The following is a 17776-nucleotide window of genomic DNA, read 5'->3' on the forward strand; positions in this document are numbered from 1 at the left end:
CTAAAACCAAAAGGGCGCCGAATTGCAGCTATGTTAAAGCGGTCGTTTACGCTCATCGCAGCACGCCGCCCTTAAATTCAAAGTGTCGTGCTCTAATATTTTGGATCAAGGCCTGTAGTTAGAACAGAAAAGCGCTACAGATAATCTAGAATGAGCACTTCTGCTTGATTGGTGTCGAAAATGAATAGATTTTGAAGCGAGCTCCCACAGAGTTACGAGTCGATTTTGTCAAAGGGCCTGTGGCGCACCGCCTCCGGTTTGGCGGGGGGCGTGGGCAAGACCTGGCAAAAGCAATGGGGTTGCGTGCAGGTAAAACACCTATGATTGTCGATGCGACTGCAGGCCTGGGCCGAGACTCATTTCTGTTAGCATCGCTTGGCGCACAAGTCATAATGATAGAAAGATCGAGCAAAATGCATTCACTCTTAGACGAAGGCATGAAACGCGCTGCGACAGAAGGCGGCCAGTTGCGCGAAATTATTGGCCGCATGACCCTCATGAAGGGAGACGCTAAAGACTTGATCCCTGAGCTGTCAAGCGAGGCAATTTTGATTGATCCGATGCATCCGCCACGTAAAAATTCAGCGTTGGTGCGCCTAGATTTACGTCAAGTTCGCGATATCGTCGGCACCGACGATGACGCCGCAGACTTAGTGAGGCTGGCACTCATTCATGCTCGTAGCCGCGTGGTTTTAAAATGGCCTGCTAAGGCTGATCCCATTGCAGGGATTAGGCCATGCACGCACCAAATCCGAGGAAAAACAACGCGGTATGACGTCTTTATGACCGTGTGAGTATTTCGGCATTTTAGCACTCAATCTTGTGAGTTCAGCCTATTGATGCCGCCTACCTGACATACTGTCTCTGCGGCTCAGCTTACCAAACCGTGCCATTGGTCGACGTCGCAGCAATAGAGATATTATGATAACTTGAGCTGTCCATTTGAAAAATGGCTGGTTGGTAGATGCAGCCCCCGCTGCCATTAGACAAAGCGGGATCTGTTTTTAGCATCAAAGAATGAGTTAGATCACCCTTCACGTTCCAATTTTTTGCGTGCCAATTTACGGGCACGACGGATGGCTTCAGCTTTGTTGCGCGCTTTTTTCTCGGACGGTTTCTCGAAATGTTGCTTGAGTTTCATTTCACGGAAAACGCCTTCGCGCTGGAGCTTTTTCTTTAGAGCCCGGAGGGCCTGATCGACATTATTGTCGCGAACACTGACCTGCATGTGGTTTACAGTACCTTTCTGATTTGTAGCTGCAAACAATTGCAGGCATTGGCCGAATAGCAATCGTATCCCAGATTGTACAGCAAAACAGTAGCAAGTTGTGCTGTAGTTTATCAGTATACGCGTGAAATTTGCCAGAAAAGCTAAGTGGGCAAAGTGGCTGACCGCTCGTTTCTTGCGGTTTGAGCAATTTGGCGAATCTGTCACCATGTGATCGAAGGTGCCGTTCGTTGCGATCACGAGGTTCACGTCATGCGACTTGGACGGCAAAGTGACTGCTAAATGTCCTTCGCAGAATTACCTTTTTCGGCATCTAGTCCTGCATCAGATTGTGTAGGATTTTCATCTATTTCCTCAACGTATGGTTCGTCCTCCATCAACCCCACCCCAAGAGAAGCGTCAGTTCTTGTTTAGGATCTGCAGTCGCAATTCTGAGACGGCATTGGCATGGCCATCAAACTCTTCATATTTCGCAAACCGATGGGCAAGTGGTGCCGCTTCATCATAACCTGCACGGGTCACATGCGCGACAGTGCCACTTTTCATAAAATCATGGACGCCAAGTGTTGAATGGACCTTTGCGTGCGACCCCGTCGGTAAGACGCAATTTGGCCCAAGCACATAATTCGCCAACGTTCCTGCGGCCCAATTTCCAAGCAAGATTTCCGAGGCGTTACGAATGTGGGTCAAGTGATCAAACGGTCCACTAGACAAAACTTGGCAGTGTTCGGGCGCATAATCATTCACAAAATCATACGCCTGTTGCAGATTATCTGCCAAGATAATGCCACTGTTTTCACCACTTAGAACCGCGGCTGAGTGTTCGACCCAACGATCCCCCATTTTCGCCCAATAATCGGGCAATGCCTTGATGACACCCTCAACCAATTCGCGTGACGTCGTGACCAAAAAGGCCGAGCTGTCAGTGCCATGTTCTGACTCGATGAGTAAATCCAGAGCCGCAAGGCGAGGGTCGAGAGTATGATCGGCAAAGACGATCGTGTCGCTGGGACCAGCAGGAAGCCGTGACGAGATCTTGCTCGAAAGAAGCTGTTTTGCCGCCACCAACCAAGGGCTTCCTGGGCCTTCAATCTTGAGGCATTTTGGCACTGTTTCGGTACCGAATGCGGCCACAGCCAAAGCACCGCCCGCTTTGTAAACGCGCTCAGCCGCAGAAAGACGGGCCGCAATGAGAGTAGCTGGATCAATTTTTCCGTCAGGGCCTGACGGCGTCAGGATGATGGGATCTGGCACGCCCGCTTCGTTTGCTTTGGCAAGCAGAATCTATTTCAGATAAACTGCACCAAAGCCCGTTGGCCGCAAAAGGTAGTTGGAATTAGTCATACAAGCCAAAACACAGGCAGCAGCGCGACGGTCCATTTTGAGTTTGTCCATCACGCCAAATGGGGGCGAAATGAGAGCCGGAATAAAGGCAATGTGTACTGATACTAGGTTTTGTGACATCTGCGAACTGGCCACCAAAATCAGCAAAAGAGTCCATTTGATGCTTTTGTTTGGCAAAGCTTCATCTTTCCCATGTTGATTGGCAACCCTGTGAGCTAGTGGCTTGAGAAATCCACCGCGAGCAGGTGCAACAGCAAACGCGTCAATCATGACATAGGTGAAGCCAACCTGTGATCCGATCCATCGATTGCATTCACGATAGAAACGCACTTGGCAATAAATACATTGGTTGTCTGAAGTGGCCCCTGACAACTTTTCTCTTAGCAGATATAATGAATGGTATTCTAGATGAGATCACGACCTTCCGACCTGTCAACGAGTCTACAACCATTACAATTTCGATGGGCACCAAGACTGCGTCAGGGAGAAGGTTCACTGTCCGTGTGAAAGTGGTACCTGTGTTTCATCCCACGCTTCGAACTGTTAACTCCGGCGGCTTCTGCCGATCAATTCAGGTCTGTCTGTGAACTCATCCTATGATCGATGAGCAGACATTCATATATGGTTGTGCCGCTGTAGTGTGGCTTTCTCTTAGTGGACCTTCGCGCATTGCTCAGCCTTGTTGGAGATCGATCATCGGTCTTGTTCTGATAAGCAGGGGATAAGAAAAAGCTGGCGCTAAAGTGAAAGGCGCAAACCTCTTTTTTGTGATCCATGATGAGAAGGGCAAGTTGGGGCTGATACCAGACGCCAATGCAATACCTCATTGAAAAAGGCCGAAACGCACGACCCAACCTTCCATCACCTATTGCCCGGGTTAGGCTGGCATGGTTGACTGCCAACACAAATGGGCTGCCTGAAACCAACGGAGAGAAAAATGAGAACATTGAAATTGGCCGTGCTCGGAGGCGTGCTGAGTATGTCAGCAATGGGCGCATCTGCAGAGACATTTCGCTGGGCTTCGAATACCGACCCACAAACGATGGATCCACACGCTGTAAACTCGGCACCTGTGTTGTCATTCTTGAACAATGTCTACGAAGGGCTTGTTCGACGTGGGCAAGACATGTCGATCGAACCATCACTGGCTACATCGTGGGAGCCGCTGACGGGAGAAAACGGCTGGCGGTTTAATCTACGCCAAGGTGTGGTTTTCCAAGATGGGGCTGCCTTTACGTCCGAGGATGTGTTGTTTTCTTATCAGCGAGCCTCTGATGAAGCCGCTGATGTGCGCTCGTGGTTTGCTCCGGTCACAGATGTGCGGATCGTGGATGAATTCACAATTGATTTCGTCAATTCTGCGCCGAACCCGCTGTTTCCCGATTCAATCGCTAACTTCATGATCCTTGATAAAGGCTGGGCCGAGGCCAACGACGCGGCGCTACCTGCGCGAGATGCGGAAAACTTCGCGACTATGAACGTCAATGGCACAGGCCCCTTCACCTTGGCCAGCCGCGATCCAGGTGTGCGCACGACGCTCGCGCCGAATGAAAACTGGTGGGACGAAGTCGGTCACAACATTACCGAGGCCGTGTTCACCCCGATCGGAAATTCCGCCACGGGCCTCGCTGCTCTCTTGTCTGGCGAGATTGATTTCATCCAGCCGATCCCATTGCAAGACGTCGCACAAGTCGAAGGCCGAGATGGATTTAAGGTTCTGGAGGGCGAAGAAACGCGCGTGATTATGTTCGGCTTTGGTCATGAACACGAAACGCTGCTGTATTCATCAGACGTGACTGACACAAACCCATTCACCGACCCGCGCGTGCGTTTGGCGGCAGCCCATGCATTGGACATGGCGTCCATAGACCGCGTGTTGTTCCGTGGCAAAATCGAACCGGCAAGCCAGCTGGTGCCAGAGGGCATCTCGGGTTTCTCAGAAGCAAACAATGATCGCCCTGCGTTTGATCCGACACGCGCCAAGGCGCTGTTGGCCGAGGCAGGGTATCCTGATGGGTTCTCATTTGGTCTGAAATGCACCAATGACCGCTATATCAACGACGAAGCCCTGTGTCGTGCGGCGGCATCGATGTTTGCAGCCGTCGGATTGAAAGCGGAGCTGAGCACGGGTCCTGTGCGCGATTACTGGCCACAGCTGCGCGAAGACGATTTCGACATGTACCTGTTGGGCTGGTCACCGGGCACCTTTGACATGGAACACCCAATCCGCTTCCTGATGCACAGCCAAGACGACGAACGCAAATTGGGCTCGTGGAATTTCGGCAACTATTCCAATGCGCGTGTAGATGAATTGCTGCCACTTATTCAGCAGGAAATCGATCCAACCGCGCGTCAGACTATGGTCGATGAGGTTGTCGCAATCACCCAAGACGAGGTCGCCTACATCCCGCTGTACACACAGCCATTGATCTGGGCTGCCAAAGACAACGTTGAGCTGACACAACGTGCGGATAACTTCTTTATGTTGCGTTGGGTTACAGTGAACTGATCCAGAGATAGGGCAAAAGGGCGATGGTTTATTTTATCCTGAAACGGATGGTTCAATCCGTATTTGTGATGCTGGCCGTCGCCTTTTTGGCCTTTTCCTTATTCCGGTTTGTGGGAGATCCGATCACCCAGATGACGGGGGTTGAAACCTCGGTTGAGGATCAAGAACGGTTGCGTGAAGAATTGGGACTAAATGATCCTTTCGCCTATCAGTTCGCGCGCTTTACGGGCGACATGTTAAAAGGCGACTTCGGGTTCTCTTACCGCACCCGCCAACCAGTGGCAGATATGATTGCCAACCGTATTCCTGCAACCCTAGAGTTGGGCGTGGTAGCGTTGATTATATCGCTCCTCGTGGGGGTGCCCGCAGGGATCTATACGGCGTTGAAACCCAGCGGCGTGCTAACCCAGACTATTTTGATGACCACTCTTGTGGGGGTGTCGATCCCGACATTTGTGATTGGGATCATGTTGATCTTTATCTTTGGTGTGCAATTGGGTTGGCTGCCTACCTTTGGACGTGGCGGAACGGTCCAGATCGGTGGCTGGGAAAGTTCACTGTTCACAATCGATGGGTGGCGAGCGCTGTTGTTGCCAGCGATTACATTGGGCGTTTACCAACTGACCCTGACCATGCGGCTTGTCCGCGCTGAAATGATGGAGGTCATGCGATCCGATTACATCCGCTTCGCCATGGCCCGCGGCGTGCCTATGAGGAGCCTGCATTATAAACATGCACTCGCGAATACGATGGTGCCAGTGATCACCATCATCGGGTTGCAATTTGGCGGTGTCATTGCCTTTTCCATCGTCACCGAAAGCGTGTTCCAATGGCCCGGCATGGGGTTGTTGTTCCTTGAATCCATCCGCTTTGTCGATATTCCAGTGATGGGTGTTTACCTTGTGGTGATCGCGTTCTTTTTTGTTCTGGTGAACCTTGTTGTTGATCTGCTTTACGTCGCCATCGACCCACGCCTGCGGATAAGGGACGTGTCATGATCGCACTCTTGAAGAAATACGAAGGGCTTTGGTTATTCGTGCATTCCCCTGCGGCGATTGTCGCGGCGATTGTTGCGGCGCTGATCCTATTAGGTGCTCTTTTCGCTCCGTGGATCGCGCTAGTGAACCCCTATGATTTGGCGTCGTTTAGTCTGTTTGACGGGCTGCTGCCGCCGATGTGGCTGGATGGCGCTAACCCCAAGTTTCTGTTGGGAACGGACGATCAAGGTCGCGACATGATTTCCTCAATTTTGTACGGTGCGCGGTTGTCGCTGGTCATCGGACTGTCGGCGCTGACCATTGCTGCGGTTCTTGGCGTCGGACTTGGCCTCGCAGCTGGATATTATGGCGGTCGGTTTGATGCCATTGTTATGCGCATTGCTGATGTGCAACTTGCATTGCCCGCGATCTTGACCGCCTTGCTGATCGACGGCATCGCACGGGGCATCTTGCCTGCCGCCATTCAACAGGACCTGCGCGTCGCTGTGTTGACCTTGGCTATCGCTCTGTCGCTTTGGGTGAACTTTGCCCGCACAGCCCGTGCCTCCACTTTTGTGCAAATGCACAAGGAGTACGTGCAGGCCGCGATCATGATGGGTCAACACCCGTTGCGGGTGATGTTTGTACATATCTTGCCCAACATCCTTGGGCCGCTTTTGGTGATCATGACTGTTGATCTGGCCTCGGCCATTCTGTTGGAGGCAACCTTGTCGTTCCTTGGCATTGGCTTACCGGCCGACAGCCCCAGCCTTGGCACGCTTATCCGTATTGGTATGCAATTTCTGCTGTCTGGCGAATGGTGGATATTGTGGATCCCCACGTTGTTCCTTGTGGTGTTGGTGGTATCGATCAACATCCTTGGCGATTTCCTGCGTGACGTCTTTAATCCGAGGTTGCGCTAGATGCTGACGATCAAAGATCTTACCGTTAAATTCCCATCCCGCTTTGGCGACTTTACCGCAATCGAAGACGTAGACATGACGATCAAGCCCGGTGAAATTCACGGGTTGGTCGGGGAAAGCGGTGCGGGCAAGTCCACCGTCGGCGCGGCAGTCATCGGCCTGTTGCAATCGCCGGGCTATGTGGCCAATGGGACCCTGACACTGGGCGACACGGACCTGCGTAACCTAACGCCTGCCCAAGCCCATAAAGTACGCGGCGACCGCATTTCGATGATCTTTCAGGACCCCCAAACCAGCCTGAACCCGTTGATGACCATCGAAGATCAGCTTATCGAAACGATTCAAGCCCACTCGGACGTCAGTGTAAGTGCTGCCCGCAAACGCGCGGTTGATCTGCTTGAAGAGATCGGGATCAAAAACGCAGCCCAGCGGATCAAAGCCTACCCGCATCAGTTTTCTGGCGGTATGCGTCAACGGGTGGTGATTGCGCTGGCTGTCAGTACCGATCCAGAATTGATCATCGCGGATGAACCAACGACGGCTCTGGATGTCGCCGTGCAATCGCAGGTTCTTGAATTGATCCAGCGGTTGGCGAAAGAACGTCAGATCGCGTTTATGCTGATCACGCACGACATCGGTGTGATTGCACAAGTGGCCGACCGTGTGAGCGTGATGCGCAAGGGGCGCGTTATGGAAACAGGCGTCACCGCACAAGTATTGGGCGCGCCGACGCATCGCTATACTCAGGCCCTCATGGATGCAGTGCCCCCGCTGGACCGCAAGATAGGCCGTTTTCGCGTGCCAGACGCGGATGACACGGCACAGACCTTTGGCGACATCGCAGAAAATTGGCTGCTAGAGGGCCAACAACACGATCTAACAGGTTTGTCATTGCAGAACTTGACCGTGCGGTTTGCAGGGCCACGCACGTCACTGTTCCGCAAACCGCCGCCCTATGTTGCGCTGGATGACGTTACGCTAAATATCAAACCTGGATCGATTATGGGGCTGGTAGGAGAAAGCGGGTCCGGCAAATCGACGCTGGCCAAGGCCATCACTGGATTGGTAACGCCCAGCAGCGGTACAATGAAGTTAGGCGATACTGCGCTGCCCTTTGGTAAATCGCGCAGTCGCCATCACCCATCACGCCAATTGGTTCAAATGGTGTTCCAAGATCCATATTCTAGCCTGAATTCACGGCACCGGATCGGAGATATTTTGATGGAACCATTGTGGTTTTATGGCTTTGTTAAGGGCGCCAAGGAACGCGAAAAACTGGCGGCCTCTATGCTCTCGCTTGTTGGGATGCAGCCTGATGCGGTCACGAAATACCCGCACCAATTTTCGGGTGGCCAGCGCCAACGCATTGCCGTTGCGCGCGCCTTGTTGGCACGCCCACGCTTTTTGATTTGTGATGAGCCGACCTCGGCCTTGGACGTGTCCATTCAGGCAGAAATCTTGAACTTGCTGAAAGATCTGCAAACCAAATTTGGCCTGACGATCCTCTTTATCAGCCATAACCTCGCTGTTGTGCGCCAGATGGCAGATGAGACTGCGGTTCTTCGCAATGGCAAGATTGAAGAGGTGGGTGAAACACATGCGCTCTATACAACACCAAAGGCGGATTACACGAAATCACTGCTGGAGCTCACACCGGTGATGCCCACGTCTTGGCAGACCTGAGCCTATGATCAAGCTGTACGGATACGATACAATCAATACCCTTAAGGTGTTGATGCTCCTGCTGGAAACGAAAGTCGAATTTGAATACATTCCAATAAATATTCGCGCAGGCGAGCAACACAAACCTGAATTTCTTGCGATAAATCCCGCTGGAAAAGTACCAGTGATTTTTGATGGTGTCCGGCATCAGACCGAGTCTAATTCGATCCTGCTCAGCTTGGCCCAGAAAGCCGGTTGGGGGGCGGTGGACGATCCGAATATGCACGACCAACTGATGGCGTGGCTCTTTTATCAAGCATCTACCCAAGGGCCCCATTTTGGACAGGTCGAGCACTGGCTCCGGTTTGCAAAGACACCCAACCCAGAGGCTTTGGCCCGACATCGCTTGATCGCAAATCACACAATCAAATACTTGAACGACCAGTTAATTGGCGAACAATACATATGCGGTGAAACCTACAGTATAGCGGATATCGCGCTTTTCCCATGGTTACACATTCATGATCATCTTGGCTTATCACTGGAAAAGGCTGAACACCTCGCGTGTTGGCTTGACCGGATTAGGAACAGGCCAGCGACAGTGAGAGCCTGTGCGCTCTTTGGGCCTCGTTCAATTTTCTAGACAAGATAAATATTTGGTCAGTTCATCTAGTGAGTCCGCATGATTAAAGGGCCTGCTTTGCCCAGAGTCATGGAGCAAAATTGGTTTGCAGCGGACGCTCGTTTTCTGTCGATTCCGCAGGCTCCCTTACGGGTAGTGGACTGCTGTTTCAGGCTTGGGTAGGGATATGAGCGGGATATCAGGAGGCGAGCCATTCTCGCACATCTTGTGTTGGGTTGATGGTTCCGCCGAAGCATGCCGGGCGGCCGAACATGCTGCCCATCTGTCTCGAAGTTTGGGAGCGAGGTTAAGTTACGTTGCAATTGGCACTCAGACAGGTCGAGACGATGGGTTCAAAGAGTATGCCCAGATTGAAGGCGTTTCGGACCCGATGCCCCCATTTCTTAAAAACGACGTGGACGCCTGTCTCGAACAAGCTATGTCAACAGCGGTAAAGATCGGCATCTCGGGCACCGCGCGTCTGGTGCGAAGCGGTGATGACGTGCTGGCAGTTTGTGATGCTGCGCGAACGCAGGGAGCAGACCTTGTTGTAATCCGCAAACGCCAATCCAGCATCATAGGACGTCTACTGGGTGCATCGGCGTCCGACACGCTTGCGAATGGATGCAGCTTTGCCGTTCTTTCCATTGGGTAGGCAGACTGGGGGTCCGTAATGTAGAAACTAGTCATTAGTGCGTTCAGAACGAACGTCGGCGATGCGTGGCGCTCTCAACTGAGCGACGCGACACATGCATTGAAACGCTCTGCGGGAGTTTCATATCCCAGCGTCATACGCGGTCGTTCGTTGAGCTGTCTGGCGACGGCGCTGAGCTTGGATTGACTTTATGGCGACAAATAGGTGTCCTTTGGAAAATACCGTCGTAGCAAGCGGTTCGTATTTTCGTTTGAGCCGCGTTGCCACGCATTGACGGGGAGGCGATTGCAAAGAGATCTGCCGAGATGAGGCTGTGGGGATCGCACAAGAACAAGAAGACGTCGATCTTCGTCGCTGAGGTGAATTTCTGATGCTTGGCCATCTCACCCCGCGGTCCCATGTCAGAGAGCGATACAGCTCTTTATGCAGCTTGTGTGATTGTTTGATCAGGGCTTGGATAACGCTTTGGCTGTCCTTGTTACCAACCTTGGCCAGCATTACATAGCGTATTTTTCACTCGACAAGAGTAGCAATGACGCTGTTGCTGGATCTAGCGATGAGGTCGCCCTCCCAATGGCCCCGTAAGGCTCGATCCTCCACCTCGGCTGGCCTGTCACGGGTCGATACTGCGTCGTTGAACGTATCTATACCAGTACGTTTTAATGTGACGTGGCGAGACCTTCGAATGGATCGCGCCGCGCACAGGTGTGCCAGTAATTGCTTCCTAAGTGTGCTGCGTGTTTGGATAAATAGGCTCAAGTAGATCGTCTCATGCGAGACCCACTTGCCTTCCTGATCTGGATGTTCACGCATCAGCCAGCCTGCGATTTGATGTGTGGACCACTTGCGGGTCAGCTTGGCTGATATGGCGCGACAGAGTTAGGCATTCCCTGCCAACTTGCAGAGCTTTGGACGGTGAACACGGTCCCAAGCGGCTGCATCTGATCGTGCAGCATGATAATCTGGGGCTCCGCCATTGCGCTTGACTTCACCGCTGATCATCGAGGTGGGTCGCTTCATAGGTCTTGCGATTGATCGTAAAGACAACTCTTCACGCAGGCCCTTGATATCTCCTCGCGTTCGATAAGGGGCAGCGCCAACCGCGATCTCACCCGTACGAGCCAGTAGCGGATAGATCCAAGAGGATACACGATTAAATCTGCGCCCAATCGAGTTCAAAACTCTCCGCGCAGCCATCCATTGCCGAAAGGCGATACGTGCATCGCTGAGAGGGATCCCACATCTCCGACTTCTGCGTCTTTGTATGAAACGTAACCAAACTCGGAAGGCTGGCCATTAGATCACATAGAAATTAGTAGAATTCGAACGGGCCATTCGCTGTGTTCAATTCCATTAATCGGAACGCTCACAAAACTCTATTTTTCCAGGAAAAAAGCTATACGCATGGGCACGCGTGTTTCCCGTACCAGGTGGAGACATCCGAGGTCAGAAATAGATCTCGGTTCACATATCGCTCTTTTACATCCTTGTGTAATTGGGTGAGATTTAGTCCAATACCGTCCTTTCTAACTGTAGAAAGACTAAAGCTTGATGGGTAATGGGGTAAGAATAATGCATTTGGGATTGAATAAATGAAACCGCAGCATGTTGGTCTGGTTGTTGCAATTGCTGATGCGGGTAGCTTGGGCGGCGCGGCGCGGCAGCTGAACAAAACGCAATCCGCCATTACCAAGGCGTTGAAAAATGCGGAAATGGATCTGGGCACCCGTATTTTTCACAGAAGCCCAACAGGGGTTATGCCAACGGTTGAAGGCCAAGGCGTGGTTGACAGGTGCCGCCGTATTTTGCGCGACCTTGAGCTGCTAGATGAAGCCGTGGCGCAGACCCGTGGCGATTTTGTGGGGTCTTTGAATGTTATCGTGTCCCCCTTTGCCGCGATGAAAATAATGCCCGGCGTCTTGCGTCAATTTTGCCGCCAATACCCGCGCGTGCAGCTTGAGATTTCCGGGGGGTTGCCACCATCGTCATTTCGATCTCTCAAAACTGGCCAAGCGGATATTGTCATTGGACCAGAGCCCGTGAGCGATGCCAAAACGGGCCTACAGTCAAAGCAGATGTTTCATACTGGAACGACCATTATTACGGGTGCTACATCGCGGTACTTAGGCGTAAGTGACCCAAAAATCCTGAGCCAAGCTTCGTGGATCACAACTGGTGCGCATGACCGCAAACAATTGGCCGATGGCTACTTTGAATCACAAGGCCTGACACCGCCTAAACCCGTCCTCTATTCAGATTCTATCCTCACCATTTTATCGGCATTAGAAGGTTCAAATCTGCTTTGTTCCTTTCCAACTGCATTGCTAGAGGAAGCGTCTAAACGTTGGGCTCTTGGTAAGATTGATCTCGATATTGCCTCTACTTCCGTGACGATTGCGATCACGACAACGCAGGGCCACCGGCCGACACCGGCCTCAGTTGCATTTATGGATCTCGTCATCTCCGAAGCTGCCCATTTGATGGGGAGCGCCCATAACTAAAATTCATGCATGTGAATTTTAGTTATTTGAAAGTTATTGCCTACGGGTGTTAATCTTTTGAATGCCGTTTGGGAGAGCGGGATGTGTCGGGGAGGACGCAACGTTTGAATATACTTTTCATCATGTATGACCAGTTGCGGTTCGATTACCTAAGTTGTGCGGGTCACCCACATATGGACACTCCGCATTTTGACCGTGTGGCAAAGATGGGCATGCGCTTTACCAACGCACATACTCAATCTCCAGTCTGTGGCGCGAGCCGGATGAGCTTTTACACAGGCCGTTACGCGTCGTCTCACGGGGCGCAATGGAACGGATTTCCTTTACGGATAGGTGAACACACGCTCGGGGATCATTTGCGATCTACCGGCATGGGGTGCTGGCTCATTGGTAAGACCCATATGAAAGTTGACGCCGAAGGTATGGCGCGGCTGGGCTTAGCGCCCGATAGTATCGTCGGGGCACGCCAAGCGGAATGCGGTTTTGATGTCTGGGTGCGTGATGACGGCCTGTGGGGGGAAGGCCCGGACGGTTTTTACGATGAAAAACGATCTCCCTATAATGAATTCCTGAATTCGAAGGGGTATGAGAGCACCAATCCATGGGCTGACTTCGCCAATGCTGGCGTCAAGGATGGCGAAAAAGCCAGTGGTTGGATGTTTGATAATGCGGACCAGCCCGCGAACATCCGCGAAGAGGACAGCGAGACACCATGGCTCACATTGCGAGCCATCGATTTTATCGATCAGGCGGAGGGGCCGTGGTGTGCCCATGTGAGCTATATCAAGCCACACTGGCCCTATATTGTGCCCGCCCCATATCACGCGATGTACGGCGCGGACCATGTGCCAGAGGCGATGCGTGACGACCGAGAACGCGAAGATGCCCATCCAGTTTATGCTGCCTTTATGGGCAACAAGATCGCGGCGGCGTTTCAACAAGAAGAGGTCCGTCAGAAAGTGATCCCCGCTTATATGGGGTTAATCAAACAATGTGACGACCAATTGGGTCGCTTGCTGGATCATCTTGAGGCCACTGACCAGATGGACAAAACGATGATCGTATTGACCTCGGATCATGGTGATTATCTTGGTGATCATTGGTTGGGCGAAAAGGATTTATTCCACGCACAATCAGTAAAAATCCCGATGATTATTTATGACCCGAGGGCGGAAGCCGACGTGACGCGTGGCACAGCCTGTGACGCTCTGATTGAGGCCATCGATCTGGCCCCAACATTTGTCGCTGCGGCTGGAGGCACAATCGCCGATCACATCTTGGAAGGTCGCAACCTACGTCCATGGTTACACGGCGAAACACCTGAATGGCGTGACGTCTGCATCAGCGAATATGACTATTCTTCGACCCCAATGCGCGACGTCGTTGGCGTTAGCAACCGTGATGCGCGTTTGTTTATGGTGTTTGATGGACGGTTCAAACTCATTCACGCCGAAGGTGGATTCCGTCCAATGCTCTTTGATCTAAAAAACGACCCGAGTGAATTTGTTGACTTGGCAAAGGCTGATGCGCATGGCGATGAAATAGCGCGACTTTACGATCACCTGGCACGCTGGGGACGGCGTATGTCACAGCGCGTAACACGGTCTGATGCCGACATCGACTCGTCGCGAGGCAAGTCTGGCAGGCGCGGTATCTTGCCGTTTCTAAAAGATGGGACAGAGGTACCAGAGGCGTTGACCAAAGCCTATCGGGGCCCTGCCAAGCAAACATTTGTGGCACAAAGCCAAAAGAAGGACGGGTAATATGTCTGAGAATTCTGACGGTGTATCGTTCATCCCACCTACAAATGCTGCCAAACGGTTAAGTGATACACTGGCCGCGACCTTTGTTATGGTCATCCTGATCTACGCGGCCTCTGGCCCGGTCTCGGATTTTGTGCGTTGGTTTATCCAAGCGACATCCGACGGTTTTGTTGACCTATCACGCAGGGACCAACGGCTCATTATGCGCGAGCATTGGATGGGCGCAGGGTTGCGCAGCTTTGAGCGGTCATTTCTGTTGCCAACGGGCCTAATCTTGGGCCTTCCCATCGTCTTCTCATTTGCGATTTCGCTGTTGACCCTACATCGATCACCGCGTTGGTACTGGTTGAATTGGACCTTGACGGGCGGGGCGTTGGTCGCGTTTTTATCTTGGATTCTTAAGGTTTTCGCCACTGACGGCGGGGCATTGCCAGCCGCCTTGCCGCTTGATTTTGTGATGTTTCCTCTGGCCGCGGCCATTACCTTGTATCTTACATGGCGGATGTACGGTGGCTTCATTGTGGGGTTTTGCATTTTTTGGATCGTGTATTTTTTCGTGCGTGGGTATCTGCCTGAATGGACCGGCATCTTAGCAGGGTCAGAGTCCAGCTTTTCTCAAAGCATACGTGCCATGGTGTTGAATTTTTGGGCGCAGACTGGTGGCATGTTCGGGCAACCGCTTCAGGTCGTTTCGGGGAACGTACTGATCTTCATCGTCTTTGGCGCCGTTATGATGGCATCTGGGGCGGGCAATCTTTTAATGAAAATCGCCAACCGAATGACAGGCGGCATGGTGGGTGGTGCAGCACATGCCGCGGTTGCCAGCTCTGCGCTTTTTGGCACCCTTTCAGGGGCTGCTATTTCGAATGTTGTATCAACGGGTGTGATGACAATTCCCGTGATCAAAAAGGCCGGCTTTAAGCCCGCCTTTGCTGGCGCAGTCGAGGCGGCGGCATCCACTGGTGGGCAAGTAATGCCGCCCGTCATGGGTGTTGTCGCATTTTTTGTCGCAGGACAGATCGGTTTGGAATACCGCTACATCGTAGTGGCTGCCATCCTCCCAGCCGTATTCTACTATTTCGGCACCTTCCTCACGGTGTACTTTGAAGCTCGCAGCCAAGGTATCGGCGCACTTCCGGCCGAAGACCGTCCATCGCTAACTGGCAAGGATTGGGTCCAATGCCTCGTCTTTGTCATCCCTTTGACGGTCCTGATCTATTTCTTGTTCTCTCAACCATCTGTGCCAAAGGCTGGATTCTATGGATTTGTAGCTGCCGTCGTTTGTGGGTTGGTGCTGTTCAAGGAATTTCGATCGCGCCGTCGGATCTGGACTGCATTTGTTGACGCAGGACGGATGGCTGCATCCATCGTTGTAATTGTTACGGCTATTGGCCTGATTGTTGGCCTGATCCAAGTATCTGGCTTTTCAGGACGTCTTGCACTTTTACTCACGCAATTGGCCAGTGGGCCATTGCCCGTAGTTTTGATTGTTGTCGCTTTGGGCGCAATCGTTTTGGGCATGGGGCTGCCGCCGGGCGCGACCTATTTCATCATTGTTATCGCGCTCAGCTCCGGGATCGAAGCGGTGGGGATTCCACCGCTTACCTTACACCTCTTTGTGGTGTTCTTTGCAGTTATGTCGACAGTCACGCCGCCTGTTGCGTTGGCTGCATTTGCTGCAGCGCCCATTGCGGGGGCAGATCCCATGCACACTGGCCTTCAAGCGGCGCGTATCGGCATCGCGGGCTTCTTGATCCCCTTCGTGTTTGTCTATCACCCCGCTGTATTATACAAATTGCAGGTCCTTTTTATCTGGTTCGGCGGTGAAGCACCCGACAGTAAAGCCATGATTGACTACGCAACGATTGGTTGGGGCGACCTGCTATGGGTGACCTTTGCGTTCATGATCGCAATGTGGTGCATCGCATCCGCGCTGACAGGGTTTGACCGCAAGGTACTGAGTGGCATTGAACGCATTGGCCGCGCCGCACTTGGTCTGCTTGTGCTGGTCCCAGAGGTCACCATTGCAGGCCCTGCGTTGGTTGCAATTGTGGTGCTGATCGGAGCTCATTTCACACAACATCACAGAGCAGCTGCTCCGTCAAACCACACATAATGACATCCACAGGGAGGATAAAATGAAGAACCTTACAACACTGGCTTTTGCCGCTGCCACTTTGGCTGGTCCAACATTCGCGCAGGACACAACGCTGCGTATGCAGACCATCGAACCAAGCCTTGGACAGGCCATTACCATGGCCACATTCGCGAATGTCGTAACCGCGAACCTTGACGGGGTATCCATCGAGGTTGCAGGCGGTGGAGCTGCCACCTTGCACCAGATTGAGGCAGCTCGTGGTAACCTCGACATGTACATGACCTCGCCCGTCATTCACATGCTTATGGCTGGTGGTCGCGCGATGTATGCAAAAGAGCCAGAGGCACCTGAACTGTCCGAAAATGTACAAGTATTGATGTGGTTCCCATACGGTCAATACCACTATGCTGTGCGCGCTGACAGTGACCTTACAACGCTGGATGATATCGAAGGCGCAACAGTCTTTATCGGTCCACAGGGTGGTGGCGCATACAATACCGCAAAGGGCTGGATCGAAGCGACTACAGGTCTGGTTGCTGGCGAAGACTACGAAGCCATCACAGCCAACTGGCAAACAGGGTATCAGTCTTTCCTAAGCGGAAATGTTGACATGTATGTTAACGGTTGCATCGACCCTTGCCAGCAGTTCATCCAGTTCACTGAAACGGAAAGCGTTCGGTTTATTGGACCCGAAAGCCATGAAGGTGAAGCGGTAGATAAGTTCATGGGACGGTTCCGTTCATTGGCAGAAGTTCCTGTAGGGCTTTATGAAAACCAGACGAACGATGCCGCAGTGATGTCACATGATACCGCTGTGGGTATTGGTGTTCGCGCGGATCTTGATGAAGAAACCGTGTACCAAATCACGCGTACGTTTTGGGAAAACTTGGACAGCATCACATCAGATGCGCCTTGGGCTGCCGTACTTGATCCGGCCTATGCAGGGCAGCAGTTGGGCGGGCAAAAGTTCCATCCAGGTGCCGCACGCTATTATGCCGAAATTGGCGTCAACTGAGCGTCAAGTGGTGCCGCATTTTCTTTGCGGCACCAAACCTGTTTGGCGCTTGGTCGGAATGGGCGAAAAACCGAATACTGGATGTGCGAAGAACGTAATACTCTTCGTTTAAGGGGCAATTGGTTGTCAGTTCGACTGCACCTGGTTTTGGATGAATACTGTCGTGAAAATGACAATTTCACTCTGAGTTTTATGTAAAGCAAAACCGAGTTCTGTTCGCGGTGAATGACCACTTATCTCACTGGGTTTCGCGACAATCCAGCAGGTCAACACGCTGAATGCGCTCACAGCGCGATCGGGGTACTCCCTCAATGGGCAGCGATGCTGCCGATTGCGAAGATTGTGCCAACGCCCGATTTTTAGATGTCTTATCGAAAATGACTGCGCACTACATGCTCAGTTAATATGTTCATCGGCCCGAAGACGCTCGACCATGAAATCCACAAATGCTCTGACTTTGCCACTTACCATGCGACCTT

Annotated in this window: 13 protein-coding genes and 1 pseudogene; 11 read left to right on the forward strand and 3 right to left on the reverse strand. The window is 52.3% G+C overall.

Going from position 1 to position 17776, the window contains the following annotated elements; all coding sequences use genetic code 11:
* Positions 1 to 191: 191 nt before the first annotated feature.
* A complete protein-coding gene (locus V7775_RS19345; RefSeq protein ID WP_335753566.1) occupies positions 192 to 794 on the forward strand; it encodes a class I SAM-dependent methyltransferase in 603 nt (200 codons plus the stop codon).
* A gap of 233 nt (positions 795 to 1027) precedes the next feature.
* Here V7775_RS19345 and rpsU read toward each other — a convergent pair whose 3' ends face one another.
* The gene (gene rpsU, locus V7775_RS19350; RefSeq protein ID WP_083101223.1) at positions 1028 to 1228 is read right to left on the reverse strand and encodes a 30S ribosomal protein S21; all 201 of its coding nucleotides are present in this window, start codon (positions 1226 to 1228) and stop codon (positions 1028 to 1030) included.
* A 399-nt stretch (positions 1229 to 1627) separates the two neighbouring features.
* Positions 1628 to 2512, reverse strand: a complete 885-nt coding sequence (hisD, locus tag V7775_RS19355; RefSeq protein ID WP_335753579.1) for a histidinol dehydrogenase — start codon at positions 2510 to 2512, stop codon at positions 1628 to 1630.
* Between the two features lie 997 nt (positions 2513 to 3509).
* Here hisD and V7775_RS19360 point away from each other — a divergent pair.
* The 6 genes from V7775_RS19360 to V7775_RS19385 all read left to right on the forward strand — a co-directional run bounded on the left by V7775_RS19360 (position 3510) and on the right by V7775_RS19385 (position 9920).
* Positions 3510 to 5081 (forward strand): ABC transporter substrate-binding protein, encoded by a 1572-nt coding sequence (locus V7775_RS19360; protein ID WP_335753567.1) that lies wholly within the window; start codon positions 3510 to 3512, stop codon positions 5079 to 5081.
* A gap of 23 nt (positions 5082 to 5104) precedes the next feature.
* Positions 5105 to 6079 carry an ABC transporter permease gene (locus tag V7775_RS19365; RefSeq protein WP_335753568.1) on the forward strand — a complete coding sequence of 325 codons (975 nt, stop codon included), beginning with the start codon at positions 5105 to 5107 and terminating at the stop codon, positions 6077 to 6079.
* Positions 6076 to 6981 carry an ABC transporter permease gene (locus V7775_RS19370; RefSeq protein ID WP_335753569.1) on the forward strand — a complete coding sequence of 302 codons (906 nt, stop codon included), beginning with the start codon at positions 6076 to 6078 and terminating at the stop codon, positions 6979 to 6981. The genes V7775_RS19365 and V7775_RS19370 overlap by 4 nt, the downstream gene beginning before the upstream one ends.
* On the forward strand, positions 6982 to 8664 hold the full coding sequence (locus V7775_RS19375) for an ABC transporter ATP-binding protein (protein WP_335753570.1): 1683 nt from the start codon (positions 6982 to 6984) through the stop codon (positions 8662 to 8664). It abuts the gene before it with no gap.
* A gap of 4 nt (positions 8665 to 8668) precedes the next feature.
* The gene (locus tag V7775_RS19380; RefSeq protein ID WP_335753571.1) at positions 8669 to 9286 is read left to right on the forward strand and encodes a glutathione S-transferase family protein; all 618 of its coding nucleotides are present in this window, start codon (positions 8669 to 8671) and stop codon (positions 9284 to 9286) included.
* A gap of 166 nt (positions 9287 to 9452) precedes the next feature.
* Positions 9453 to 9920 (forward strand): universal stress protein, encoded by a 468-nt coding sequence (locus tag V7775_RS19385; protein WP_335753572.1) that lies wholly within the window; start codon positions 9453 to 9455, stop codon positions 9918 to 9920.
* 74 nt (positions 9921 to 9994) lie between these two features.
* Here V7775_RS19385 and V7775_RS24875 read toward each other — a convergent pair.
* Positions 9995 to 11217, reverse strand: a pseudogene (locus V7775_RS24875) (IS30 family transposase).
* A 295-nt stretch (positions 11218 to 11512) separates the two neighbouring features.
* On the opposite strand from V7775_RS24875, the gene V7775_RS19395 reads away from it, so the two are divergent.
* From V7775_RS19395 to V7775_RS19410, 4 genes are all read left to right on the forward strand, one after another.
* On the forward strand, positions 11513 to 12421 hold the full coding sequence (locus V7775_RS19395; RefSeq protein ID WP_335753573.1) for a LysR family transcriptional regulator: 909 nt from the start codon (positions 11513 to 11515) through the stop codon (positions 12419 to 12421).
* Positions 12422 to 12525: 104 nt separating this feature from the next.
* Positions 12526 to 14184, forward strand: a complete 1659-nt coding sequence (locus V7775_RS19400; RefSeq protein ID WP_335753574.1) for a sulfatase-like hydrolase/transferase — start codon at positions 12526 to 12528, stop codon at positions 14182 to 14184.
* A gap of 1 nt (position 14185) precedes the next feature.
* Positions 14186 to 16300: a TRAP transporter permease gene (locus V7775_RS19405; RefSeq protein ID WP_335753575.1), complete on the forward strand. Its 2115-nt coding sequence runs from the start codon at positions 14186 to 14188 to the stop codon at positions 16298 to 16300.
* A 22-nt stretch (positions 16301 to 16322) separates the two neighbouring features.
* Positions 16323 to 17297 carry a TAXI family TRAP transporter solute-binding subunit gene (locus V7775_RS19410; RefSeq protein WP_335753576.1) on the forward strand — a complete coding sequence of 325 codons (975 nt, stop codon included), beginning with the start codon at positions 16323 to 16325 and terminating at the stop codon, positions 17295 to 17297.
* Positions 17298 to 17776: the final 479 nt, after the last annotated feature.

The organism is Sulfitobacter sp. (assembly GCF_036960155.1).
In the GTDB taxonomy this organism is placed as follows: domain Bacteria; phylum Pseudomonadota; class Alphaproteobacteria; order Rhodobacterales; family Rhodobacteraceae; genus Sulfitobacter.